At 57.1% G+C, this 23,358-nt stretch carries 23 protein-coding genes; 11 read left to right on the top strand and 12 right to left on the bottom strand.

Annotation, left to right across the window (positions count from 1 at the left end):
• Window positions 1-152: 152 nt before the first annotated feature.
• The 5 genes from KGZ89_01665 to KGZ89_01645 are packed head-to-tail and all read left to right on the top strand — an operon-like array spanning window position 153 to window position 3,319.
• Window positions 153-485 carry a winged helix-turn-helix transcriptional regulator gene (locus tag KGZ89_01665; GenBank protein ID MBS3973562.1) on the top strand — a complete coding sequence of 111 codons (333 nt, stop codon included), beginning with the start codon at window positions 153-155 and terminating at the stop codon, window positions 483-485.
• On the top strand, window positions 482-1,018 hold the full coding sequence (locus KGZ89_01660; GenBank protein MBS3973561.1) for a DsrE/DsrF/DrsH-like family protein: 537 nt from the start codon (window positions 482-484) through the stop codon (window positions 1,016-1,018). The genes KGZ89_01665 and KGZ89_01660 overlap by 4 nt, the downstream gene beginning before the upstream one ends.
• A gap of 56 nt (window positions 1,019-1,074) precedes the next feature.
• Window positions 1,075-1,314 (top strand): sulfurtransferase TusA family protein, encoded by a 240-nt coding sequence (locus tag KGZ89_01655; protein ID MBS3973560.1) that lies wholly within the window; start codon window positions 1,075-1,077, stop codon window positions 1,312-1,314.
• Between the two features lie 7 nt (window positions 1,315-1,321).
• Window positions 1,322-2,044, top strand: coding sequence for a respiratory nitrate reductase subunit gamma (locus tag KGZ89_01650; GenBank protein ID MBS3973559.1), 723 nt, complete (start codon window positions 1,322-1,324; stop codon window positions 2,042-2,044).
• Between the two features lie 3 nt (window positions 2,045-2,047).
• Window positions 2,048-3,319: a (Fe-S)-binding protein gene (locus tag KGZ89_01645; GenBank protein ID MBS3973558.1), complete on the top strand. Its 1,272-nt coding sequence runs from the start codon at window positions 2,048-2,050 to the stop codon at window positions 3,317-3,319.
• A 1-nt stretch (window position 3,320) separates the two neighbouring features.
• Here KGZ89_01645 and KGZ89_01640 read toward each other — a convergent pair whose 3' ends face one another.
• Genes KGZ89_01640 through KGZ89_01625 form a run of 4 tightly spaced genes read right to left on the bottom strand, consistent with a single transcriptional unit; the run spans window position 3,321 to window position 7,203 of the window.
• Entirely contained in the window at window positions 3,321-4,583 is a 1,263-nt protein-coding gene (locus KGZ89_01640) for a Ni/Fe hydrogenase subunit alpha (protein ID MBS3973557.1), read from the bottom strand.
• Complete coding sequence (locus KGZ89_01635) at window positions 4,580-5,323, bottom strand: NADH:ubiquinone oxidoreductase (protein ID MBS3973556.1); 744 nt, start codon at window positions 5,321-5,323, stop codon at window positions 4,580-4,582. Before KGZ89_01635 ends, KGZ89_01640 begins: the two co-directional genes overlap by 4 nt.
• Window positions 5,324-6,184: an FAD/NAD(P)-binding protein gene (locus KGZ89_01630; protein ID MBS3973555.1), complete on the bottom strand. Its 861-nt coding sequence runs from the start codon at window positions 6,182-6,184 to the stop codon at window positions 5,324-5,326.
• Complete coding sequence (locus KGZ89_01625; protein ID MBS3973554.1) at window positions 6,181-7,203, bottom strand: 4Fe-4S dicluster domain-containing protein; 1,023 nt, start codon at window positions 7,201-7,203, stop codon at window positions 6,181-6,183. The genes KGZ89_01630 and KGZ89_01625 overlap by 4 nt, the downstream gene beginning before the upstream one ends.
• A gap of 281 nt (window positions 7,204-7,484) precedes the next feature.
• Between KGZ89_01625 and KGZ89_01620 the strand changes: the two genes are divergently transcribed.
• Genes KGZ89_01620 through KGZ89_01610 form a run of 3 tightly spaced genes read left to right on the top strand, consistent with a single transcriptional unit; the run spans window position 7,485 to window position 11,336 of the window.
• Window positions 7,485-8,543 carry an extracellular solute-binding protein gene (locus KGZ89_01620; GenBank protein ID MBS3973553.1) on the top strand — a complete coding sequence of 353 codons (1,059 nt, stop codon included), beginning with the start codon at window positions 7,485-7,487 and terminating at the stop codon, window positions 8,541-8,543.
• Between the two features lie 30 nt (window positions 8,544-8,573).
• Complete coding sequence (locus KGZ89_01615) at window positions 8,574-10,244, top strand: iron ABC transporter permease (GenBank protein MBS3973552.1); 1,671 nt, start codon at window positions 8,574-8,576, stop codon at window positions 10,242-10,244.
• Window positions 10,245-11,336 (top strand): ABC transporter ATP-binding protein, encoded by a 1,092-nt coding sequence (locus KGZ89_01610; GenBank protein ID MBS3973551.1) that lies wholly within the window; start codon window positions 10,245-10,247, stop codon window positions 11,334-11,336.
• A 28-nt stretch (window positions 11,337-11,364) separates the two neighbouring features.
• On the opposite strand, the gene KGZ89_01605 is transcribed toward KGZ89_01610, so the two are convergent.
• Window positions 11,365-12,114: a SagB/ThcOx family dehydrogenase gene (locus KGZ89_01605; GenBank protein MBS3973550.1), complete on the bottom strand. Its 750-nt coding sequence runs from the start codon at window positions 12,112-12,114 to the stop codon at window positions 11,365-11,367.
• Between the two features lie 129 nt (window positions 12,115-12,243).
• Between KGZ89_01605 and KGZ89_01600 the strand changes: the two genes are divergently transcribed.
• The 3 genes from KGZ89_01600 to KGZ89_01590 are packed head-to-tail and all read left to right on the top strand — an operon-like array spanning window position 12,244 to window position 17,655.
• Window positions 12,244-15,066, top strand: coding sequence for an HAD-IC family P-type ATPase (locus tag KGZ89_01600; protein ID MBS3973549.1), 2,823 nt, complete (start codon window positions 12,244-12,246; stop codon window positions 15,064-15,066).
• 4 nt (window positions 15,067-15,070) lie between these two features.
• Window positions 15,071-16,183: a hypothetical protein gene (locus KGZ89_01595; protein MBS3973548.1), complete on the top strand. Its 1,113-nt coding sequence runs from the start codon at window positions 15,071-15,073 to the stop codon at window positions 16,181-16,183.
• A gap of 11 nt (window positions 16,184-16,194) precedes the next feature.
• Window positions 16,195-17,655: a phosphoenolpyruvate carboxylase gene (locus KGZ89_01590; protein MBS3973547.1), complete on the top strand. Its 1,461-nt coding sequence runs from the start codon at window positions 16,195-16,197 to the stop codon at window positions 17,653-17,655.
• Between the two features lie 47 nt (window positions 17,656-17,702).
• Here KGZ89_01590 and KGZ89_01585 read toward each other — a convergent pair whose 3' ends face one another.
• The 7 genes from KGZ89_01585 to KGZ89_01555 form a co-directional block, all read right to left on the bottom strand.
• The gene (locus KGZ89_01585; protein MBS3973546.1) at window positions 17,703-17,939 is read right to left on the bottom strand and encodes a 4Fe-4S binding protein; all 237 of its coding nucleotides are present in this window, start codon (window positions 17,937-17,939) and stop codon (window positions 17,703-17,705) included.
• Window positions 17,940-17,958: 19 nt separating this feature from the next.
• Window positions 17,959-18,618: a 2-oxoacid:acceptor oxidoreductase family protein gene (locus KGZ89_01580; GenBank protein ID MBS3973545.1), complete on the bottom strand. Its 660-nt coding sequence runs from the start codon at window positions 18,616-18,618 to the stop codon at window positions 17,959-17,961.
• 17 nt (window positions 18,619-18,635) lie between these two features.
• Complete coding sequence (locus KGZ89_01575) at window positions 18,636-19,496, bottom strand: ferredoxin oxidoreductase (protein ID MBS3973544.1); 861 nt, start codon at window positions 19,494-19,496, stop codon at window positions 18,636-18,638.
• A 39-nt stretch (window positions 19,497-19,535) separates the two neighbouring features.
• Window positions 19,536-20,699: a ferredoxin oxidoreductase gene (locus KGZ89_01570; protein ID MBS3973543.1), complete on the bottom strand. Its 1,164-nt coding sequence runs from the start codon at window positions 20,697-20,699 to the stop codon at window positions 19,536-19,538.
• A 4-nt stretch (window positions 20,700-20,703) separates the two neighbouring features.
• Window positions 20,704-21,282, bottom strand: a complete 579-nt coding sequence (locus KGZ89_01565; protein ID MBS3973542.1) for a carbon monoxide dehydrogenase — start codon at window positions 21,280-21,282, stop codon at window positions 20,704-20,706.
• 69 nt (window positions 21,283-21,351) lie between these two features.
• Window positions 21,352-22,314 carry a 2-hydroxyglutaryl-CoA dehydratase gene (locus tag KGZ89_01560; GenBank protein MBS3973541.1) on the bottom strand — a complete coding sequence of 321 codons (963 nt, stop codon included), beginning with the start codon at window positions 22,312-22,314 and terminating at the stop codon, window positions 21,352-21,354.
• On the bottom strand, window positions 22,307-23,358 hold a 1,052-nt coding region (locus tag KGZ89_01555; protein MBS3973540.1), incomplete at its 5' end, for a hypothetical protein. The genes KGZ89_01555 and KGZ89_01560, both read right to left, overlap by 8 nt.

The raw sequence follows: 23,358 nt of genomic DNA, 5'->3' as shown, positions 1-23,358 counted from the left end.
CAACCAGCTTCGAACACCGTGTTTGTGGGCCCCAGGCACTCAATTTTGGGGTTTTGAAAATTCTTTTGCTGCAAACTTGCTAATATAATAATATTTGCATATAGTTATTGCCGATGACTGAAGTTTCACTTCACGACTCCGATGGAGGAAACGTGGACAGAGAGTTTTTTCTTTTGCACTCCGAGCTGTGTAAGACGCTTGCCAACGCAAAGCGCCAGATGATCATGGGTGTTTTGCGCGATGGCGAGGCCTCGGTCACCGAAATAGCCAAGCGCACCGGTATTTCTCAAACAAATCTTTCTCAGCATCTTGCGCGTATGCGCGCACACGGAGTCGTGAAGTTTCGCGGCGAGGGGACCAAAATGCTCTATTCGCTTTCGAATCCAAAGTTGATCCAGGCGTTCGATTTGATCACGGAGGTTTTGAGCGAGTCGATGAACGATCGCAAGCAAAGTGTTGACTACCCAGGAGAGGAAGGCAGATGAACAAAGAGATCGACACCGCTCTCGAGCAAGTCAGTGCGCTTGCCGAAAAGGAGCCGGACAAGCCGAAAAAAATCACACTGGTGGTGATGAGTGGCGACATGGACAGAGTGTTCGGTGCATTCATCATCGCGAACGGTGCGGCGGCGATGGGTTACAACGTCGTCATGTTTTTTACTTTTTGGGGATTGCGCGCAATCAAGCGCGCTGAGGCGAAGCATGGCAAGACGCTTTTTGGCAAGATGCTCGGCTTGATGTATGGCGGCGGCGTTGAAAAAGCTAACCCTTCCAAGTTCAGTTTCGGTGGACTTGGGCGCTGGATGTTCGGGAAGATGATGGGAGCGCATAACGTCGCAACCCTTCCTGAGCTGCGCGATCTGGCGGTACAGCTCGGCGTACGAATGTATGGCTGCCAGATGTCCATGGATGTTATGGAGATTCCCCGGGATACCTTCATTGAAGGCGTCCAGGAGCCGGTCGGCGTGGGCTTCATGCTAGCGGAGGCGGGAGAGTCTCAGATTCAGTTCTTCATTTAGTAACCGAGGATCCGCGACACCAATCAAGAGCGGATCTCATCCGAAAGGAGCAATAAATGAGCGACATTACCCCTGGTATTGATCTTGACCTTCGAGGACTGCTTTGCCCTATGCCTATGGTTAAAGTCTCACAGCAGATCGGATCGGTCCCGGTAGGCGGCGTCTTGAAGGCGACGGCCACGGATGCCGGATCGATTCCGGACATCACGGCTTGGGCTAAATCAACGGGACACGAAGTCTTGCAAGCCGAAAAAATCGGCAGCGAATACGTGTTCCTTGTCAGGCGCACTAAGTAGGACCGAGATGGACATCACCTCTTTTATCATCTCCGGCCTGATGGTTTACGTCGGTATCGCTGTCTTTGTCATCGGCATGGCTTGGCGAGTCTGGCAGTGGAGTCGTACCCCAGCTTCTCCTGTGCGGCTGGGGATGTTTCCCAAGCCGGCTACACGGGGCGGACGCTTTTTCAAGCTGCTGAAGGACACTTTCGCGGCCCCGCAGAGCTTCGAGATCGAGCCGAGGCTTATGTTCGTGGCGATGGCGTTTCATGTCGCGGCACTCGCGGGATTTTTTGGGCATCTGCGCCTTGTACACGAGTTCACCCCCCTTGTCGCATTGATCGGTGACGAGGGCATGGCCGTATTTGCGGCGTGGGCTGGAAGTATCGCGGGCGGCATCATGATGATCGCGGTTCTCTACTGGATCGCGCGGCGAACCTTCGGACCGTATCGTATGCTTTCAACTCCGGAGGACTATCTGTTGCTGGCCCTGCTCCTGGGCATCATCATCATGGGCAACCATATGCGTTTTCTCGGCGATGTGCCGTCTTCGGTGTATATGGAGTGGTTCCAGTCGGTCCTGCGCTTTCAGCCGACATTTCCGCCTGAGCTGGCCAACTCCGATGAAAAGTGGTCGCTAAACGGGCACATGTTCTTCGTTTCACTCTTCCTGATGTACTTCCCGTTTAGTAAGTTGACTCATGCCATCGGGGCATTTGCCACTAACCTCGTGCGGAGCTCTGAGTAATCTATGGACAAACAGCAGATATCAACGATCATCGGCGTGCTTGACAAAAGGATGAATCGGCAGCTCAAGCAGTATTTGGATATTTGTGTGCGATGCGCGGTTTGCAAAGATGCGTGCCATCAGTACTCCGCCACCGGCGATTTGAAGTACCTGCCGGCGCGGCGCGCGGAGCTGGTCCGCGAGATATACCGCAAGTACTTCACCAAATCCGGAGAGTTCATGCCTTCGCTTTACGAAGCGCGCGATCCGAGTGAATCACTCCTTGACGAGCTTTACGAGGCAACTTACACATGCACCGGATGCCGGCGCTGTATGTACTATTGCCCGTTCTCGATAGACACCCAGTGGGTGATCTCGGCCGCAAAGGCGATATTGATCGCCGCGGGCCGCGGTCATGAGATGCTCGGGCAACTCGCCGATGCCGCGCTTTTCAAGGGCGACAATGCCGAGATGTTTAGAGATGGAATCATCGAGGGTTTCAAGGACATCGAGGCGGAGGTTCGCCGATTGACCGGAAACCCTGAGGCGGAGATTCCGGTGGATCGCGAAGGTGCCGACATGCTCTACGTCGCCTTGGCTGGCACGCACTCGATTCTGCCCGCCGCGGTCATTTTCAATGAGGCGAAAGCAAGCTGGACGCTGTCGTTCTTTGAATCGGCGAACTATGGCTACTTCTTCGGCGATCCGGAAAAGGCGCGCCTTATCGCCAAGCGCTTTATGGACGAGGCCTTGCGTCTAGGCGTCAAGGAAGTGGTTATCACCGAGTGCGGACACGCTTACCGCGTAGCCGAAATGTTTTACGAGGCATGGTCTAGGCAGAAGATGCCATTCAAGATCACGCACATTCTTGAGGTCATCGATCGTTACATAAAGGAAGGGCTTATCACTGTTGATAGGGACGAGATCACAGAGCGGGTCACATATCACGACCCTTGTCAGATAGGTCGCAACGGAGGCATTTTCGAACAGCCGCGCGATATAGTTTCCGCTATCGCGAAGGATTTCGTCGACATGACCCCAAACCGCGAAAAGCAGTGGTGTTGCGGCGGCGGCGGCGGGATTGCGGCCATGGAGGAGTTCAAAAACATGCGCCTTAAAAGCGGGGCCGAGAAAATCGCCCAGATCCGAGCGACAAAAGCATCGATTTTGGCATGCCCATGCGAGAACTGCCGGTTGCAGATCACAGAGCTAAACGATCTCCACGATCTAGGAGTGCGGGTTGTTCCGGTGATGGATCTAGTCGTTGAAGCAATGCCGCTGAAGGGGCGTGGCTAAATCAGTGGACGGCGCAAGACATGCATGGGTCATATGCCCGGACGAGCTGCTCAATCCTTAGAAGGAACTCAGGTTCGGGCATGTGAGCTATCGTGGGAGCGAAAGCTCTCATGTCCGCCTCCAGATTCGCCAGGTTTTGAGCGGTAGGAGTGATGACGTTTCCTGATTCGGCAAGGCCGTTTTTGTCGATGGCGATGGTGTGGTAGAGCGTGCCTCGAGGCGCTTCGGTGGCGGCATGCCCACAGCCTGCGCGAACATCAAAAGCCATCGGCAGGCTCGAGCCGGTGTCCTCGATGAGCGCTTCGCAAAGGTGGGCGCAGCGCTGAGCCGCGTCGAGCAGCTCGATGGCTTGGCACAAGTTGTTATGGAAGGTGTTCCTCGACATATGCTTGAAGCCTGATTTCACGGCTACGGTCTGAGCGGCCGAGGTAAGGTGGCGCCATGAAAGATTCACTCTCGCGAGCGCTCCGACCATGAACGGGCGCCCATCGACGGTCGCGTGCTTCGCGTTGCTGTGAGGGTGCGTCGCCTCGTCGATGAACTCGCGATAGCTGGAGATAGGCTTGCGCCAGCCGGCGTCAAGTGCGCCGACTTCTCCATCGTATATCGCGTAAGTGTCATCGGCCACAAGAGCCAGCATCTCGCCCGAACTTGCGAATGCGGGCACGTCGAAGCTTGCCACCAGCTCAATCGTGTCCGCCGCGTCGCGGCCTGCTTCACGCAGACGCTCGGCGATTGCCTCCAGGTCGTGCTTGGAGGGCTCGGCAGTGAATCCGCCGAGCGTGGCGGTAATCGGATGCACCTGCCTGCCGCCAATGAGCGTGGTGAGGTCGTTGCCGAGTTTTTTGAGGCGAAGCGCACGCTGCACAACGTCTGGCTGTGTGGCCGCGAGTGGGAAAATGCTTGGCAGCCCGACGTAGTCGGGTGCCGCGAGCAGGTATAAGTGAGTCGCGTGGTTTTGCAGGAATGAGCCGTACACGAGCAGTTGGCGCAGCAAACGCGTACGCTCGCTAACTTCGATACCCAGCGCCGCCTCGATCGATTTGATGCTTGTTATGGCGTGGTTGGGGGAGCAGATGCCGCAGATTCGGCTGGTGATCAACGGCACCTCATCGTAGCGTCGCCCGACGATCATCGACTCGAAAAACCTGGCCGGCTCGATGACATCCATCCGAAGTTCACGCACTTCGCCATTTTCGACATCGAGGGAGATGGTTCCATGGCCCTCGATGCGCGCTACGTGTTCGACGCGAACTGTGCTCATCTGCTCTCCGAAGCCGAGTTGTACAGGGCAAGCATGCTATCGAGCGTGTTGGAGTTGATTCCGTTTGCCGAGAAAACTTCACGGGCAGCCGCAAGGTTGGCGTCATCGGCTATTCCTCGGCAGCCGGCGCATGGTTTACCCAGTGACACACAAAGAGCCCCACACCCTGTCCGCGTGACCAGGCCGAGACAAGCGGACCCGTTCTCAAAGAAGCATGCGTTCTCGGAGATCTTACATTGAGCGCATAGCGGCTCGCGCGGGGGACGATTGGCCAGACCCATCATGGCGCGCTGCAAAACGGCGATGAACTCGTCTGGCTGAATGGGGCAGCCGGGAACCTGGTAGTCGATATTTATCACGGAGCTGACCGGCGCCGGAAAGAGGCCCCCGGACCCGGCGGGCACTTTCGCGCCGTCATAAACGCGGGCAAGGTGATCCTCGTGAACGCCTTGGCAGGCGATTCCGGGAATCCCTCCGCTAACGGCGCATGCGCCGATCGCGATTACTGTTGGTGCCGTTGTCCGGATACTTTTGAGCAGCTCCGCATGGTCGCCTGTTGTAACCGAGCCTTCGATTATTGCGATGTCATACTCTTTCGGGAGGTGTCCGGAGAGCGCAAGCTGCCAGTATGAGAGATCTATCGTGCCTAGCACGTCGAGCAGGTGGTCTTCCGTATTCGTTATCTGCACCTGACAGCCATAGTCGCTGGCCAGCCCAATTACCACTACCCGGGGAGGCATCTATATCGCCTCCTGGAGGTTCATGGCTTCCCAGTAGTTGAACACCGGGCCGTCGATGCAGGCGTACTGATGGCCGACTCCACAGTGCCCGCACTTACCGATGCCACACTTCATTCTTCGCTCAAAGCTCACGTAGATGCGATCGACGTCCATGGCTTTTTGGCGCATCTTCTCAATCACGTACTTATACATGACCGGGGGACCGCAGATTGCCGCATATGTGAGCGATGGGTTTATCTCGATCTGGTCGAACAGCTTGGTTACAAGACCGACTTCGCCGTCCCAGGTTTCGTCCGGCTGGTCCACGGTCATGATGAGCTCGAAATCATTGCGATGCTTCCACATGTCGAACTGTGTGCGAAACAGCACCTCATCGGGGTTGCGCGATCCATACAGGATGATAACCTTGCCAAAATCATGGCGCTCGTCATGTATATGATTGATCAGTGACTTCAGCGGCGCGATCCCAAGGCCGCCCGCCACGAGCAGGATGTCATGCCCCTTCATCTCACTGAACGGGAATCCTCTGCCGAAAGGACCTCGCAGTCCAACGACGTCTCCGCATCGCATTTTGTGCAGCGCTCCGGTAACGTCACCGGACTCACGCACGCAAAGTTCAATAAACCCTTGTTTTGACGGTGCCGAGGATATGGAGATCGGAGCCTCGCCAACCCCAAAGATCGAAAGTTCCACGAACTGCCCGGCGTCGAAATCAAACGCGTTGCGAACCTCATCATCTATGAGCCGGAACTCGAACAGCTTTTCTTTTTCGGTAATCTCGGCTATCGAAGTGATCCGAGCGGACCAGGGAAGATACGGGTTTGCCTTTAGCTTTCGGTAGGCCTTTGCGGAATCCCTCATTCAGGTCCTTTCGATTGCAGGGCCTCGATTACGACGCGTGGGCTGATATTAACTTTGCATGCGCGTTCGCATCGAGCGCATCCCACGCATAGCACGCGCTCAAACTTGGAGAGATAGCCCCAATGCTTATGGTAATAGCGATATTTAACGCGGCTTGCTCGGTCACCTCGAAAATTATGTCGCTGAGCAACCTCCGCGAACTCCGAGAACATACAGCTGTCCCAGTTGCGCAGGCGGGAGCCGTCGGCCCCGTCTGGGGTGAGGCGGTCTTTTACATCGAAGCAGTAACAGGTCGGACAAACCATGGAACACGCTCCACAGCTAAGACACTTCTCGCCGAGAGCATCCCACAGCGGGTCGTCAAACTTTGCGTCAAGAAGCAAAGGCAGCTGGGCGGTATCGAGTGGCTCGGCGAAAGACTCTTTGAACGCTTTGGTCACATCTTGAAAGCGAGCAGTATCTTCTGGGGTGATCTCGCGAGCCTGTACACGGTGGTCGATCAGGTCAGCGCCGAGAATCGAACGAATCGATACAAAATAACGATCGCCTAAATCTGTGAGGAAGATATCGAACCCCTTGTGAACCTCATCGGTACCCCAGGCGTTGCAAAAGCAACTCTCTTTCGGCACGCACCCTACACCGACGAGTAATGTATTCTCTCGGCGCGACTTGTAATAAGGGTCTTCGTAGCCGGACAAGAAGATGTTATCCATCAGCATCAGCGCGTTGAGATCACACGCGTGCAGCCCAAAGAGGATTCGAGGCTTTGCCGGTTCCAGAGATGAGACCGCTTCGCCGCTGGCGAGCGAAAACTCCATCAGCTTTTCGACTGGCGGAACGAAGTACTTCTTTGGCGGCAGTAGCGTCGTGTCGTAATCCAGGCGCAGAAGGGAAGCGTCTTCGATGGGTGCGAAAATGAAGTCATCGCCCTTGGCGACTGGGCCTATCACCTCGTAGTCTGCCATGAGGCCGTGCAGTAAATCGGCGAGACGCTGTTTTTCTATGATGCGAAAGAACATGAAATACCCCTACCCTGAAGCGACAAAACACTGACGCCGAAAGGTCAAGACTCGTCCTGAGCGATTCTAGACGCGCCCCACCTTTTCGGCAATACCGGCAAAACAGTGGTTTGCAGCAAGTATCCCACAGTGGTGTTCGCCATTCCGGGGCAAAACCCTTCCAGTTAGTGACTTGAGCAACTAATAGTTGACATGGCCTTGAGGGCAGCGTAGACTACCGCTAGAACTTAGTCGATACTAAGAACAACAAGTAGCTTTACATACGAAAGGAGCACAAGGATATGATATCGACCGTTAGAAGGGGTGCTGCGATTACTCTCGCAGCCCTGATGGTAGCCGGTTCGCTGGCTGTGGGCGGGTGCGCGCCTCGGGCAGCGCAGGAACCGGCCGCCCCGGAAGAGGAGGCGGCTGCTCCCGGGTACGTAAACGTCTACACCTCTCGGCATTATGGAGTCGAGCCGGTGTTTGACAAATTCACCGAGGAAACAGGTATCGAAGTCAGATTCACGACCGGAGCCGACGCGCTACTCAGGGAGCGCTTGAAGGCAGAGGGCGCGAACACTCCAGCCGATGTATTCATGGCTGTTGACGCAGGCAACCTTTGGCTGGCCGCCGAGGACGGGCTGCTTGCCGAGCTCGATTCCCAGGCGTTGAGAGACAACATACCTGAGAACTTGCGTGATCCGGAAAACCGCTGGTTCGGCCTGACCCAGAGAGTGCGCACGATTCTCTATCACCCCGACCGGGTTACTCCCGAGCAGCTTTCGACTTATGAGGCACTTGCGGATCCGGCATGGCGCGGCAGACTTATCATGAGGCCGTCTACCCACGCGTACACACAGTCGCTGGTTTCCAGCCTTATCGCCGCGCATGGTCCAGCCAGAGCCGAGGAGATCGTTCGTGGCTGGGTAGCCAATGAGCCGATCTATATTGACAGCGACACTCAGATACTGGAGGCTTTGGCTGCCGGCCAAGGTGACGTGGCGATTACAAACCACTATTATCTGGGCAGGTTACTGGAGGGAGACTCCAACTTCCCCATCCGGGTATTTTGGGCCAACCAGGAAGACCGCGGAGCGCATGTTAATATCAGTGGCGCCGGAGTGACTGCAAATGCGCCCAACAAGGAGAACGCTATTGCCCTGCTTGAGTGGCTGAGCGGTCCCGGCCAGGAGATGTTTGCCAGCACGAACCACGAGTTTCCGGCTAATCCCGAGGTTGCCGCGCATCCAATAATCGTGGAGTTCGGAGAGTACAAGGCCGATCCCCTCTCCAAGGATGAGCTGGGACGTCTACAGGTTCAGGCCATCGAGCTAATGAACAGAGTTGACTATCAATAGGAAGAAACTATCGGCAGGATAGAAGGTTAGGTGTCCACAGTAAGGTTGATTGAACGGCGAGAAAAGGTCGCAAACGGTACCGGGTTGTTGCAGGCTATCCCGTTGGTGATAGCAGGACTCACTTTGATGCCCGTGGTCGTTGTGGCCTTTTCTCTCCTTACTCCTTCTGTGGATATTTGGCGTCACCTTTGGGAAACGATCTTGCCCGGCATGGTGCGAAACACCTTGATGCTACTGCTCGGTGTAGGCGTCGGCACTGCGGTACTGGGCACCGGGCTTGCCTGGCTGATCACCGCTTATGACTTTCCAGGAAGAAAGATCTTCAAGTGGCTGCTGGTTTTGCCCATGGCCGTTCCCGCTTACATCATGGGCTTTATCTATATCGCCATTTTCGACTTTGCGGGTCCTGTGCAAACGTTGGTCCGCGACGCCGGATGGCAGATCGCGTTTCCAGAGATAAGGTCAGGAGCAGGCGTCATCATCGTGATGACGCTTGTTCTCTATCCTTACGTCTACCTGCTCGCCAAGGCCGGTTTTGAGGAGCAATCCAGGTCCGCACACGAAGCCGCAAAGATGTTGGGGGCTGGCGATTGGCGCCTGTTCTTCCGGATTGCAGGCCCGCTAGCTCGGCCTTCGATCGCGGCCGGAGTCTCGCTTGCGCTGATGGAAGCTCTCGCCGATTTTGCCACGGTGAGATACTTCAACTTCCCGACCGTGTCCGATGGCATCCTGCGAGTATGGCACGGGATGATGGATTTGCAGGCGGCCTCCGAGATCGCGGGTTTGCTGGCGATACTCACTTTGGCGGTATTGTTGGTCGAGCGTCGCATGAGGAGCAGACGCGCGTATCATCAGTCAAAAGGCAAGGTGCCAGGGGTGTTCCTGTCGAGGCTCTCTGGCTGGCGAGGCGTGCTGGCCGTCGGAATGTGTCTGGGAGTGGTGATGGCTGCATTCGGCATTCCCGCCATCCAGCTCTTGGTATGGGCGGCGAAGGAGCTTTCGATACTTACTCCCGGCTCACTTGAGGTGTACGTCCAATTAGGATTGAACAGCCTTATTCTTGCGAGCCTTGCGGCACTCGTTGCGGTGTTGCTCGCCCTGGTGATGGCGGGCCTGGCCCGGCTTGGAGGCGGTAGGCTGCTGCGCTACGCGACGCGCACGGCAAACATGGGCTACTCGGTTCCGGGTGCTGTCATCGCCGTTGGTGTGTTGATTCCTCTGGCCGCGTTTGACAGACTGGCGAACCAGATGGCCCAGGAGTGGTTTGGTATCACCTTGGGGCTGATTTTGACCGGTTCATTGGTGGGGCTGATATACGCGTATTCCGTTCGTTTTATGGCGGTGGCGTATAGCAGCGTGGATGCCAGCATGGACAAGATATCGCCCAATACGGTGCTGGCGGCCAGATCATTGGGCGCAAGCCCGTACAGAATTCTGCATAAGATCAAGCTTCCGCTTGTCATGCCGGGGATCATGGCGGGAGCGATCCTGGTGTTTGTGGATGTGATGAAAGAACTGCCCATCACTGTTATGCTGCGCCCATTTGGATATGACACTTTAGCGATATGGGTATGGCAGATGGCAGCGGAATCGCTATGGACAAGTACGGCCTTACCCGCGATCGCGATAGTGCTTGTCGGGTTGCTGCCGGTGAAACTGCTACTAAGGCTCGGCGAAGGCGACAAGCGAGAGGCGCACTAAATGATGACCGCATTGACTACCGATAAAGCCAGCCCCGCCGAGACGCATTCAGCGGCCGAGCCCTTTGTCGAGCTAAAGGCGTTGCGGAAGGAGTTTTCCGGCAATGTTGCCGTCGATGACGTTACGCTTTCCATCTTCAAGGGAGAGTTCTTTTCGCTGCTTGGGCCATCAGGATGCGGGAAGACCACCACTCTGCGCATGATCGCAGGACTCGAGACGCTTTCCGGAGGCGCCATATCAATCGCCGGCAACGTTGTGTCTACTGTCGGCAAAACGATGCCCGCCGAGGCCAGGGGCGTCGGAATAGTATTTCAGGACTACGCGCTTTTCCCTCACATGACCGTGTTCGAGAACGTCGCGTTTGGGTTGCATCGTCAGAACAAAACGTTCATTGCCGACAGGGTCAAAGAGCTTCTCGGCGTGGTTGGACTTGAGGGCGCGGACAAGAAATATCCGCACGAGCTTTCCGGAGGTCAGCGGCAGCGAGTAGCCCTGGCCAGGTCGTTAGCCCCGTGTCCGAGCGTGATTCTGCTCGATGAGCCATTCTCGAATCTGGATGCCGAGCTAAGAGTTTCCCTGCGCAACGAGACCAAGGAGATTTTGAAAGCCAATGGGGCTACTGTGGTGCTCGTCACCCATGATCAAGAAGAGGCGTTCTCGCTGTCGGATCGCGTGGGACTGCTGAATGCGGGCAAGCTGGAACAGCTGGACGTTCCGTACAAGATTTATCATAACCCGGTCAGTCGTTTCGTCGCCGAGTTCACCGGTATCGCAGATTTTGTCCCGGCCAAAGTTCAGGCAGGGGAGGTAGTTTCAGCGCTGGGCCGGTTTCTCAAGAATGGGTTCAAGTACCCAGATTCCACACAGGGTCACCTCATGATAAGGCCCGATGACGTGAAGGTCGTACCCGACCCTCATGGAGGAGCGGTGGTAACTGGCGTGCGATTTTTGGGCGCGGACGCACTATATACCTTGGGGTTGCCGGAAGGCATCCTTCTTCATTCGCTGATGTCATCAACTTCGTTGATTCCCGAGGGATCGAGGGTGAAAGTCACTTTCGACCCAGAGCACACCGTCTTTTTTCCTGGGTAAAGACATCCGCGTTTCCTCGGCGCTAACTTTACCCCGGAGTCCCGACTGGGATGATGTAAAGAGCGCTTTCCTCGGCAGGCGCACCGATGGTGTGGCGCACGTCTTCGTCGATGAATGCGCCGACCATTACGCTTCCCAGCCCAAGGTGTACCGCCATTAGCGAGATGTTCTGCCCCACATGGCCGACCTCCATGTGTACGTAGCGTGCCGCACGGTCGCCGTATCTGACCTCGGAGCGCGCGTATACGGCGGTGATCACGAAGACAGCTGGCGCTTCCGCCACAAAGCGCTGCCCTAGCGCGGCGACGGCCAAACGGCCCCGCACATCGGAGTCGACTACACTTTCCAGCGTGTGCGTTCTGGGAACATAGCGGCGAACTCCTTGCGCGGTCGCCACGTACGTTTCGAGCGGATAGAGCGCGCCGGCCGAGGGGGAGGCGCGAAATCCGCGTTCGGGAGCGGTGATTCCTTGCGCCGCCCAAAGCATCCGCATGATGTCCTCGTCCGAGACGGCCTCTCCGGTAAACGAGCGAATCGAGCGTCTTAGCTCGATCGCCGAGAACAGGGCGTCGGCTTCGGGCGCTTGCAGGTCATCTGTGGCCGCGGGCGCGGTTGGGGTGGGCGGCTGTACGGGCGCAGTGGCGCCTTCTCCTGGCGTCCTCGGCGCGCATCCGGTGGCTCCAAGCGCAAGGACCCCGAGTGCTAGGAGGAATGTTCGCCGGTCGTGGATGCCCTTGTCATCCGGGAACGGAGCGTCACGGTTGCTACTGCTGGTCATCGTTGACCCCTCCATCGCATACCAAATATCAGGAGCTTACTAGTTGATATATCCCCTTTTTGCGCCACATATCAGCATAAGGTATCATAGGAAAACTTACCTTGTTGCCGATCAAAAGGAAGCAAAGACATGTCTGTAAAGCGAAACTCTGGTTCCGTTGGCACCTCCAGCGCTTCAGGAGAAGTGGCAGGCAAACGGCTGTGGCATGCGATTCCCGCTGATGAAGTGCTCGAGCTCGTAAAGGCTAATCCGGAAGGGCTTTCTGATGCCGAGGCAGCGGAAAGGCTCGCGAAACACGGGCCGAACATCATTTCGCGCGGCAAGGGCGATACGGCCCTGGATCTCATCTGGCGGCAGATCAACAATCCGCTGATATGGGTGCTTATCGTTGCCGCCGCGGTAGCCATGATTGCTGATCCGCAGGATGGCATGAAAAACGGTCTCGTAATTCTGGCGGTCGTCATTATCAACACATTCATCGGCTTTGTTCAGGAGTATAAGGCAAGCAAGGCGATTGAGGCTCTCAGCCGTATGGTTCCCGAGAATGTCTCGGTTATGCGCGAGGGAAGAAAGATTACCCTTCCCGCGATCGACCTCGTTCCGGGAGATATGGTCTTTTTGGCGAGTGGCGACAGGGTTCCGGCTGACATGCGGCTGGTTCAGCTGAAAAACCTCCAGATTGAGGAGGCCGCGCTCACCGGTGAGTCCGTTCCAAGCAGCAAGGAAGTCGCGCCTGTTTCCGAGGAGTCCGGAATCGGGGATCGCGCCTGTATGGCGTTCGCCGGAACGCTGGTTACATACGGCACCGGGACAGCTGTAGTGGTCGAGACCGCTGACGACACCGAGCTTGGCCGCATTTCGATGATGCTCAAGGAAACCACGAATCTCGATACTCCTTTGACCAAGGATCTCGGAAAGATTGGTCATATCATCACCGTTGCTATCGTAAGTATTTCAGTGGTTATGCTTGCGGTGGGCACGTGGCGAACTGTGATGGAAACAGGCGCCGATTGGTTCTCGGCTTTCCGTGAGACGGTTATTTTCGCGATCGCGTTGGCCGTAGGAGCGATTCCAGAGGGACTTCCCGCGATCGTCACGATCGCGCTCGCAATCGGCGTGCAGCGCATGGCCGCCCGACATGCGGTGGTTCGTAAGCTGCCTGCCGTGGAGACTCTTGGTTCGACAACCGTGATCTGCAGCGACAAGACGGGAACACTGACTCGAAACGAGATGACGGTGCAGGAGCTATGGACTCCCGCTACCGGCGCACTTGCTGTTTCCGGTGTTGGATATGAGCCTGCCGGAGCCATACAGCGTTCCGGAACCGAAGTGACGCAACTTCCCCAGGATGTCTCCGACCTGCTTTTGGCCGGCGCGCTGTGCAACGACGCTTCACTCGAAAACGACGAAGGCGTCTGGAAGATACATGGTGATCCCACCGAGGGCGCGATGGTCGTCGCCGCCGAGAAAGCTGGCGTGGCGGTAGAGGAGGTCCGGCGTACCTTTGAGCGCCTGGACTCCATCCCATTCGAGTCCGAGAACCAGTTTATGGCCACGTTACACTCACAGGATGGTGGCCGCCTGTATCTGAAGGGGGCGCCGGAAGTGGTGCTCCAGCGCTGTAGCGTCGCCGAAGGCGTAGAGCTCGATCCCTCGGCGGTTTTGCACGAGGTCGAGGCACTTGCCGCAAAGGGCATGCGAGTGCTCGCCGTCGCGGTAAAGGCGGTGCCTGGCAGCTCTTCAGTCGAGATGAGTGATACGGAGGAGGGCTTCACCTTCCTCGGCCTCCAAGGCATGATCGATCCGCCCAGGCCCGAAGCGATAGCTGCTATCGCGCTTTGTCATCAGGCCGGCATCGATGTCAAGATGATCACCGGTGATCACAAGGGTACCGCCCAGGCGATCGCTGCCGAGATCAACATTCTTCCGAAAGACCCGAACGCTCCCAGAGTCATCACTGGCCTGCAGCTCGCGGAGATGTCCGAGGCGGAGTTGGTGGTCGCCGCAAGCGAGTGCAATGTTTTCGCTCGCGTCGCGCCGGAGCACAAGCTCAATCTCGTCAATGCGCTACAGAGTCGCGGTCATGTCGTCGCCATGACCGGCGATGGCGTCAATGACGCGCCCGCCCTCAAGCAGGCGAACATCGGAGTGGCCATGGGCATCACCGGAACCGCGGTCTCCAAGGAGGCCTCGGAGATCGTGCTTGCAGATGACAACTTCGCTTCCATCGCGGCGGCTGTAGAGGAAGGCCGAAGGGTCTATGACAACCTGATCAAGTCGCTCGCCTTCGTGCTGCCTACCAACCTGGGGCTTGCGCTCATACTCATCTGGGCTGTCATCTTCTTCCCCTTCGTTGAGGTGACAAAGGTAGTGGACGGTGTTGCAACGACCGTGCGCGAGCTTCTGCTTCCGATGGCGCCCACCCAGCTACTTTGGATCAATCTCGTGGCAGCCGTTGCCCTTGCCTTGCCCCTGGCGTTCGAGGCGAAGGAGCCGGGCATCATGAGCCGTCGACCGAGAGATCCAGAGGCACCCGTGCTCAGTGGCTTCGTCATCATGCGGCTTGTTATGGTCGCTGTGCTTATGGCCGCTGGTGCTGTCTCGCTCTTCAGCTATGTGCTCGCTAACGCCTCCGGAAGCGAGGCGCTCGCCACTGCCCAGACAGTTGCGGTCACTACGGTAATCATGTTCCAGATCTTCTATTTGCTGAACTGCCGCTCTTTGATGGGTTCGATTCGCGAGATCGGAGTTTTCAGCAACAAGACGATATTTATAGGCATAGGTTCGATACTGCTGCTGCAGGCGCTCTTCATCTACGCGCCGTTTATGAACGCGATCTTCGGCTCAGCGCCGTTGGCTTTAAGCGACATTCTGCTTAGCGCGGCGGTCGGAGCTATAATCTTGCCAGTCATCAGTATTGAAAAGCTGATCAGGAGACGCCTCGGGGCCTAACCTTATGCTTGGAAAAGCGCTGGCACTCTGTATGTGCGCCACCCTGTTGGTGTTGACAGGGTGCCAGCAGATTGCTGCCCATCTGCCGTTTTCGGAGGGCGTTATCTACCCGAGCATCACCCCCAAGGCCGAAAGCCCTCCGATGCCCCCTGTGGCGATCGAGTGGCGCTTTGAGGGTGCCAAGCACAGGATCGAGATCCCCGTTGACTCAGCGGTGTACCATGGCGCGAGAGAAGCGCAAAAGTCCGCGATTTTTGTGGATCGCGACAAACAGCAGAGCGATTGGGCCTCTGGGTACTTCAGGGCGTTTATCGACGATCCGCAGCAGGATCCGCTCTACGATGGCCTCCTGTCGCGCCTGCGCGCCTTGCGCGAGTCGCTCGGGCTCGATGACGATCGATATGCGGAGCTCATCATCTCTTTTGCCCAGGCGCTGGAGTACAGGACGGATCCTGTAAACCTCGAGCCGAAGTTCCCGATAGAAACTGTCGTCGACATGGCCGGAGATTGCGATGACAAGTCCCTGCTGGCCGCGGCGCTTCTTGCGCGTGAAGGCTACGACGTCGCACTCTTGCTCTTCACGCCGGAACGACACGTAGCTCTCGGCATCAGGGGCGATGGCGAGAGCTACAAAAGCAGTGGCTACATGTATGTCGAAATGACCGCGCCCTCGCTCATCGGCTTCGTACCCGAGGAGCTGGTCGGTGGGCAACAATTGACTTCCGAGCCGGACGTGATCAGGATAGGCGAGGGAACGCGCGCGTATGGCTCCGGGCGCGAGGTAGACGCCATCCGCAAGACTTTTGAGGTGTCTTTGGCGCAAGCCGCGACATTGAGCGAGCAAGCGCAATCCTCGGAGATGGCTCTAAAGGACAGGGAGCGCGAAGTCGCCGACCTGAGGCGTCGGATGGAGGAGTTCTCCGCCGAGGGGAGCGTAGCGGGATTCAACGAGCTGGTGCCACGACACAATCGTCTTGTTGAGGAGCATAACGCCGCGGTACACGTTCATAATGAGCTTCTGGACCGACAGCGAAGCTACGTCGAGACAGTCAAGCGCATCAGGGAGAGGCAGACCGATCGCTATGGCCTGTCTCGTGGCTTAGCAAATGACGTTTAGGCAGGTGGAATATGGTGAGAATACCTAGATGTATGAGCACTCAGCATCCGGACAACGCGGCGGTCCCGTTCTTTGCGTCCTCATCGGTGCTGGCGGGGGAGGATGAAATCCGAGAGGCCTTTTACGCCTACTCACACCTTGGCTGCGACGAGCAGATGTGGGATGCCGAGGGCAAGGAGATCGACACCTATGTCGTCAAAAAGCTGCTCTCATTCTACGAGGACTACTTTCGTGAGAACGTGCTTGGCGAAGATCTTCGGCTGACCTTACGTGTGCCCAACCCGACAGTCGAGACGACCGAGGCCAAGATCCTGCTAGAGACGCTGGAGAGCATTCCTCGCTCGCACGACGCGGCCAGGCTTTTCTACGACCGGGAGGTGTCGCCCATATTCGAGGTCATCCTGCCGATGACCACGTCCGCGAAGTGCATCGAGCGTGTCTACCGTTACTATCGAGATTTTATCGCCGGGCGCCAGAAGCTTCGCTTCAGCGACGATGACATCAGCATCGCCGAGTGGATCGGCGACTTTTCCCCCGATCACGTAGACGTCATTCCGCTCTTCGAGGACCTGCCCAGCATGCTTTCTGCCGCGGAGATAGTCGAGCAGTACCTTGGGAATAAGGAAATCGTCGATCAACGCGTGTTTCTCGCTCGCTCTGACACCGCGATGAACTACGGCTTCGTCTCGGCGGCTCTTTCCAACAAGATCGCGCTCTATCGGCTTCAGGAGCTCGCAAGTCGCATCGGAGTGCGCCTGCATCCGATTCTCGGCATGGGCTCGGCTCCCTTCCGAGGCGGACTTACTCCTCGGACCGCGCAGCGCATCGGAGAAGATTACCCGAGCGTGGTAACGTTCACCATTCAGTCGGCATTCAAGTTCGACTACCCGGTTGATGAGGTTAGAGCGGCCATCGAGCTTTTGAAGGCCCGAGAGATCGGACTGGCGCCGCCTGTCGACACTGAGCGCGCGATGCCCGTGATTGAGCGCTCGAGTGAGGCCTATCGCCTTAGGGTTGTCGAGCTCGCGGACACCATCAATGCCCTGGCTCGCTTCATGCCACAAAGGAGGGCGAGGAAGCTGCACGTGGGGCTCTTCGGCTATGCGCGCCAAGTAGAAGGACTTACTTTGCCGCGGGCTATAGGCTTTACTTGCGCGCTGCACTCTGCGGGCATGCCGCCGGAGCTGCTGGGCTTTGAGGCGCTGAGCAGCGATGATGTCAGCTACTTGCGCGAAGCGCTACCCTCTTTCGATGCGATGATCGCCGATGCGCTTGTCTACTGCGATCTCGACGGTCCCTATGCAAGCGATGGGTTGCGCTCGGCTGTGCACCGGCTTGGACATGATTGGGTACCGAACGAGGCGCATCTCGAGGTGGTGCGCGCGATTGCGGCTGCCAGGCAAGCCGGCCGAGAACAGCAGGTCACCGATCTCGTGGTGCAGGGGGCTCGCATACGCCGCTTCCTGGGCTGATCAAGCGACCCAGGCCGATCGATCAGGCGAGCCCCCCTTACCAACGCTTACTCCATGCAGGAAACTTCGCAGGCGTTGACTTCGGCCATCGTTATCTGACGAACCTCTATCGCCTGCTTGGGGCACATTACCGCACAAAGGCCACAGCCTTTGCATCTGGCGGCCACTACAAAGCTTTTCTTTCTGCTTGCAAGAAATCGGACGGCATTGGGCTCGGGGCACACCTGAGTGCACAGCCTGCAGCCGACACACTTGCTTTCATCAACGAAACCGGCTGAGTACATTCATCGACTCCTTCTCAGGTTAGGCGCCCGTGGCCGCGGCCACGGAGCTCATAGCGCGGTCGTACGACACCTTCAAGACTTTGCTGTTGCTATCAAGAAGCTTCTCGATCTTGTCGTACTGCTTTTTCACGGCGTCATCGAGTGCAGCCGTGGTTCCGGAAGCGACAAACTTGGCCTTGCCGCCGAAGCGCTGGCGCAGGGAGGTTTCGACTGAGTCGTAGCTCACGAGGCCGGTCACTCCCAGAAGAGCGCCGAGCATCGCAACGTTTGTGGCAAGTTCCGTGCCCGCGATCTCGCGAGCTGTATCGGTCGCAGGGAAGAAGTGAACAGAAACATTGAGCTCGGCGAGGCGATGGTTCTCGTCATCGGTAAAACTCAGCTCGGAGGCAGAGTTGACCACGATGACGCCATCCCTTTTGATTCCGGAGAAAAAGGGCATGGTGTACGACTTGCCCTGCAGGATTACGTCGGGGTGGAAGACCATGATGATGTCGGGATAGAGGATCTCGCCTGAGTCGAAGATGCTCTCATCGGAGATCCGTACGTAGCTCTCGGCCGGCGCAAGTCTTTTCTCGGCGCCGAAGAAGGGGTTGACGATGACGTTCTTGCCGTCAAGCACCGCGGCGCTCCCAAGGATGCTGGCGGCGGTCACGACTCCTTGTCCGCCAAGACCGGACATTCTGACGTATTTCCTTGTCACGAGGTCACCTCCGCGGAATCAGTGACTTTCAGGTACTCTTCGGCTTCCTTGGAGATATGCTCGCGGAATGCGTAGTCGGTCTTGAGGCGTTCCTTGGCGAAGTTCAGACCCTCGGAAGGCTTGATCTTCATGTTTGTCGGGCAAGGGGTGTGTATTTGCACGTAGGTCGGACCGACCTCCCGGGCGATGCGCACCGCTTTTTCGAAGCACTTGCCAATCTGCCTGGGCTTTGCTGTCGAGACCAGTGCCACATACGCGCAATCGGAGGCGACCGCCAGATCAAACATGTTGACCTTGTTGAATTTCTTGCCGGTCGGGGCCATGTTGAGAACCGCACCCGGCAAGCTCATGCCGCTTTCCTGGCCGCCGGTATTCGCGTAAAGCTCGTTGTCGAACATGACGGTCGTGATGTTCTCGCCGCGGAACCATGAGTGCAGCGTCATATCGAGTCCGATGTCGGCAGTCGCGCCGTCTCCGGCCATGACGATGACATCCTTGACCTTGTCAGGGAACCTCAGGGTCAGAGCGCGCTTCAGTCCGGTTGCCACGGCGTTCTGGTTGCCGAAAAGCGAGTGAACGTTGTGAAGCGCAAGCTGCGTGTATGCCAAGCTGTTACATCCGGTGGAACCAACGATGATCGTGTCCTCCGGATTGGGGAGCGAAGCGATGACAAGACGCAGCGCCAATGCGAGGTTGCAGCCTGCGCACAGCGGGTGCTCCTCGATAAGCTCCTTGAAGCTGCCGAGGTCACCGACGCCTTTCGGGTTTCCGAACGGACCGTTCTCAACGAGGTCCTTGTACTCCGCAGGCATCACATCTTCGAAGTGTGGATTGATTTTAGTGATCTCAAGGGACATTTAGTGCCTCCAATTATACCTGTCTGCCGGGAACTCGAGTTAGACGCCCACCAGGCTTCTGTCTTTTACAACCTGTACTATGACTTGCGGCGGCATGGTCATACCACCATAAACCCGTGGGCCTAAAACGATCCTGTCGTTGTCGGGAATCACGGAAGCGACCTCGCGGGCAAGCCATCCTACCCGGTTGAACTCTGGAATCACGATCGTCTCGGCGTTGGCAAGCGCGGCGCGGATCTCTTCGGCAGGGAAGGGGCGGAGACACTTGACCTTGATGAGGCCCGCTTCGATGCCTTCTTCTTTCAGGAGAGTGATTGCCTCACGCGACTGCGCGACAGCAGTACCGCAAGCGACTATCTGGATCTTTGCGTCCGGGTTCTCCTGATCGATCAAGCCGCCGAGGTACTTGTTGATGTGCTTCTTCGCGCGAGTTGCGGCGGCCATAGTCTCCTGCTGCCAGCTTGCGTGCGCCGCGTAGCTGATGAAGTTACTCTTCATCACGAACGGATCGCGCATCAGGCGAAATGGCGGGGTCTCCATGTCGATGTGAGGAACGGGGGACAGGCCCGGATTGTACCCCTTGAGCTTCACGTCCTCCTTTACCACGCTGACCTTCTGGCTGGTGTGGGTGACGAAAAAGCCGTCGACAAAAACGCCGATAGGGATGTGTACGGTGGTCTGCTCGGCGACTTCAAAGCTAAAGAGCAGGTAATCGTAGAGCTCCTGGGCGTTTTCGGCATGGAGCATGATCATGCCGGTGTCGAGCAGAAACGCCATCTCGATAGTGTCTGGCTGTATCGTCAAAGGCGCGTTGATGCCTCTGGTCATGAAAGCCATGACTACCGGCAACCGTGAGCCGACCCACGTCGGGAAGTTCTCGAATGCCCTAAGGGTTCCTGGACCGCATGTCGCGGTGAAAGTTCTCACGCCGGCCATCGCGGCGCCTGCCACCTGCGACATGACCGCGAATTCGTTTTCGCCCCGGAAGTACTCCTTGACGTAGCCTTCCGCGTACAAGTCGCCTACCAGGTGCATGCTTTCGCTTTGTGGAGTGATCGGATACGAGATCGCGAGGTCGATGTTGGCTCGGCGCACAGCCTCGCGCACAGCCTCGCTTCCGGTGATAAAGCGCTCCTCACGCTCGGCCTCGAAGAGCATGTAAGAGGCGGAGACTTCCTTGAGTTCTGGCTTTGGTCGTGTCATCTGGCTACTCTCCTCCCTGGCTTTTTAGCTCTCTAACGGCAGAGAGTACCATTTTCAGTGCGTCGTTGTTGGCGTCACGCAAGGAGGCGTTGGCTTCCTCGTGCCCGTCCTCGGCGCAAAGAGCCATCGTGAAACAGTCAGTGCCGCCACGAATGATCTTTAGGGCGAGGTTCGCCTGGTGACAGTGAACTCCGATGAAGACCCCGACATCGATCTTGTTGTGCCAGATCGTGAGGTTGGGGTGGTTCGGATTGATCTCGACCTCCGGATTGATCATCGGATATTTCGGCCGGTAGTCGGGCATCGGGATAACCTTGGCGTTTACCTCGGCAGCGATCTCCCGGATGAGTCGCCCGCGCTCAAGCGCGTACTCGGTGGTCTTCCAGAGCAACAGTGGCCCCGGGAAGAATGTGGGGTTTTTCGCCGAGACGAGCTTGCTCGCCATCAGCCGGACCGCCACTTCGACTGGAACACATTCGCCCTCTACGATCGCCTCGCCCACCTCGGGCATTCGCACCCCGTGCAGAACTGCAGCGGGCGGCAAGTAGCCCTCGGGACCAGGCAGCACCTTATATGCTTCCATGCACTTACCTCCTTGAGTGGTTGACCAAGTACAATAACCGGCAAAGTCCTAACACTCAAGAAAAAGTTTTTAGCGGGCTTGTTTCGCCTGCTCTAAACCGGTCTCGCAGCGATTACCCCAGCCGGCCAGAAACTCCTCGTTCTTTAGTACACAGACTATCTCGCAGTTGTTGGGGCAGCGGTCGCACTCCACGCCTGTGGTCTTGAAAGACATTGAACGTATCGAAAAGTCGAAAGGTTCCTCCAGGCCAGAGGCTTTCGCTAGCAATGCTATCCCCAGTGCGCCCATTAGATGGCCGCAGTCATCGACAAATACATCGTGACCAGTGGCATCGCGAAATGCCTGAACCACACCGACGTTCTTGCTCACTCCGCCCTGAAACACAATCGGCGGCTCGATTTTCTTTCCTTTGCCCACGTTGTTGAGGTAGTTACTGACGATTGCGTTACAAAGGCCAGCCACAATATCTTCGGTCGCGTAGCCCATTTGAGCCTTATGAACCAGGTCGGATTCCGCGAACACGGTGCACCGGCCGGCGATCTTTGTGGGACGCTGGCTTCGCAGCGCGTAATCACCAAACTGCTCTACAGGGATACCAAGCCTCTTGGCCTGCGAGGACAGGAACGACCCGGTTCCAGCGGCGCACAGCGTGTTCATCGCGTAGTCTACGGGTACCGCATCGCGCAAAATAATGATCTTGCTGTCTTGTCCGCCGATCTCGAAGATGGTGCGAACATCAGGGTGCAAGGAGAGTGTGCCCATCGCATGCGCCGTGATTTCGTTCTTTACCGCCTGCGCGCCGAGGATAGCCCCGATCAGCTCTCGTGCCGAGCCGGTTGTTCCGACCGCCATGACCTCACACTTCGGATCGGGCAGGCCCTCCTCCAGCTCTTCGAGCAGTCGTTTGACCGCTCCGATGGGATTGCCCTCCGTCCACAGATACGCGCTGGCAAGAATCGAGCCGTCCTCCGAGATGACGACTCCTTTGGTAGAAATTGAACCGATGTCGATGCCAAGGTAGCCTTTAGACACGCGCTGCCCCTTTCTTGCGCATTTCCAACATGTCACAAAATGCCTCAATACGAGTTTTCACGCCAGTTTCCGCTGTCTGCGAATCGTAGCTGATGAACAAAATCGGGAAGGTGTGCTCTCGCGACAGCTTCTGCATGGGTGCCATCGCGCTTACCTCGGGCATGCAGCCGAAAGGCTTGAGATGGATCACTCCGTCAAACCCTTGCTTCATGTAGTTGTATGACGCGGATACCGATTCTGTTCCGTGTGCGCCCATGTGATACCGCACCCAGTCACCGGAGTGAGCTATCAGCTCGTCCACGTGCCGGAAACCCTTGATGGAGTGACTGATCATCTCTGTGATCGTCATGGGCTGGTGGACCTCAATGCCTCTTAGCGATAGCTGACGAGCGATGTCGTAGTTCGAAAACGGCTCGAGCACAAGGTATATCTCTCCGACCACCGCGACGCGCAAGGGGTGCTCGGGGCGGTCGAGTTCGACTGCGGCCAGTTCGCTCTTTGCCTGCTGCCGTATCACGTCGACTTCACGCGTGGTCTTTGCGTCCACGAGCAACCTGAGGGTTTTTACCTCTATCTGCTCCAGCTCTCCCGGGTTTACCTGAAAGCCGCCGTTTTTGCGAATGTAGTCCTGCACTTCATCGATCGCAAGTCCGAGTCTGGCCGCATAGACAAATGCGTTTTTGACTTCGCGCAAAGAGAGGTTCGCTCCGAGTTTGTCTCGGAAGCCTTTGATAAAATCGATCGGGTTGCGTCCGGCGTCAAGCCTGATGAACTGCACGTCGTACCCGAGGTCCTTCAATATCGCCGCTTGGACTTCTGCGTAGTAGCCGAAGCGGCAACCACCGACCGCCTGGATTATGGTGTTCGCGCCAAGCTCTATGGACTCGATGAAGTTGCCGAGGTTGTACTTGAACGGGACGCACACGAACTCAGGGCTGTGGCGGGTGCCCAGCTCAAGCGTGCGCGTGGTCATTTTCGGCGGCACGACAACGTCACAACCCATCCGCTCGGCCAGTCCCTTGAATCCGATCCAGTACTCACCCA

Source organism: Actinomycetota bacterium, from assembly GCA_018334075.1.
GTDB lineage: Bacteria > Actinomycetota > Coriobacteriia > Anaerosomatales > UBA912 > JAGXSC01.
This window is presented reverse-complemented; position numbering and strand designations above follow the sequence as displayed.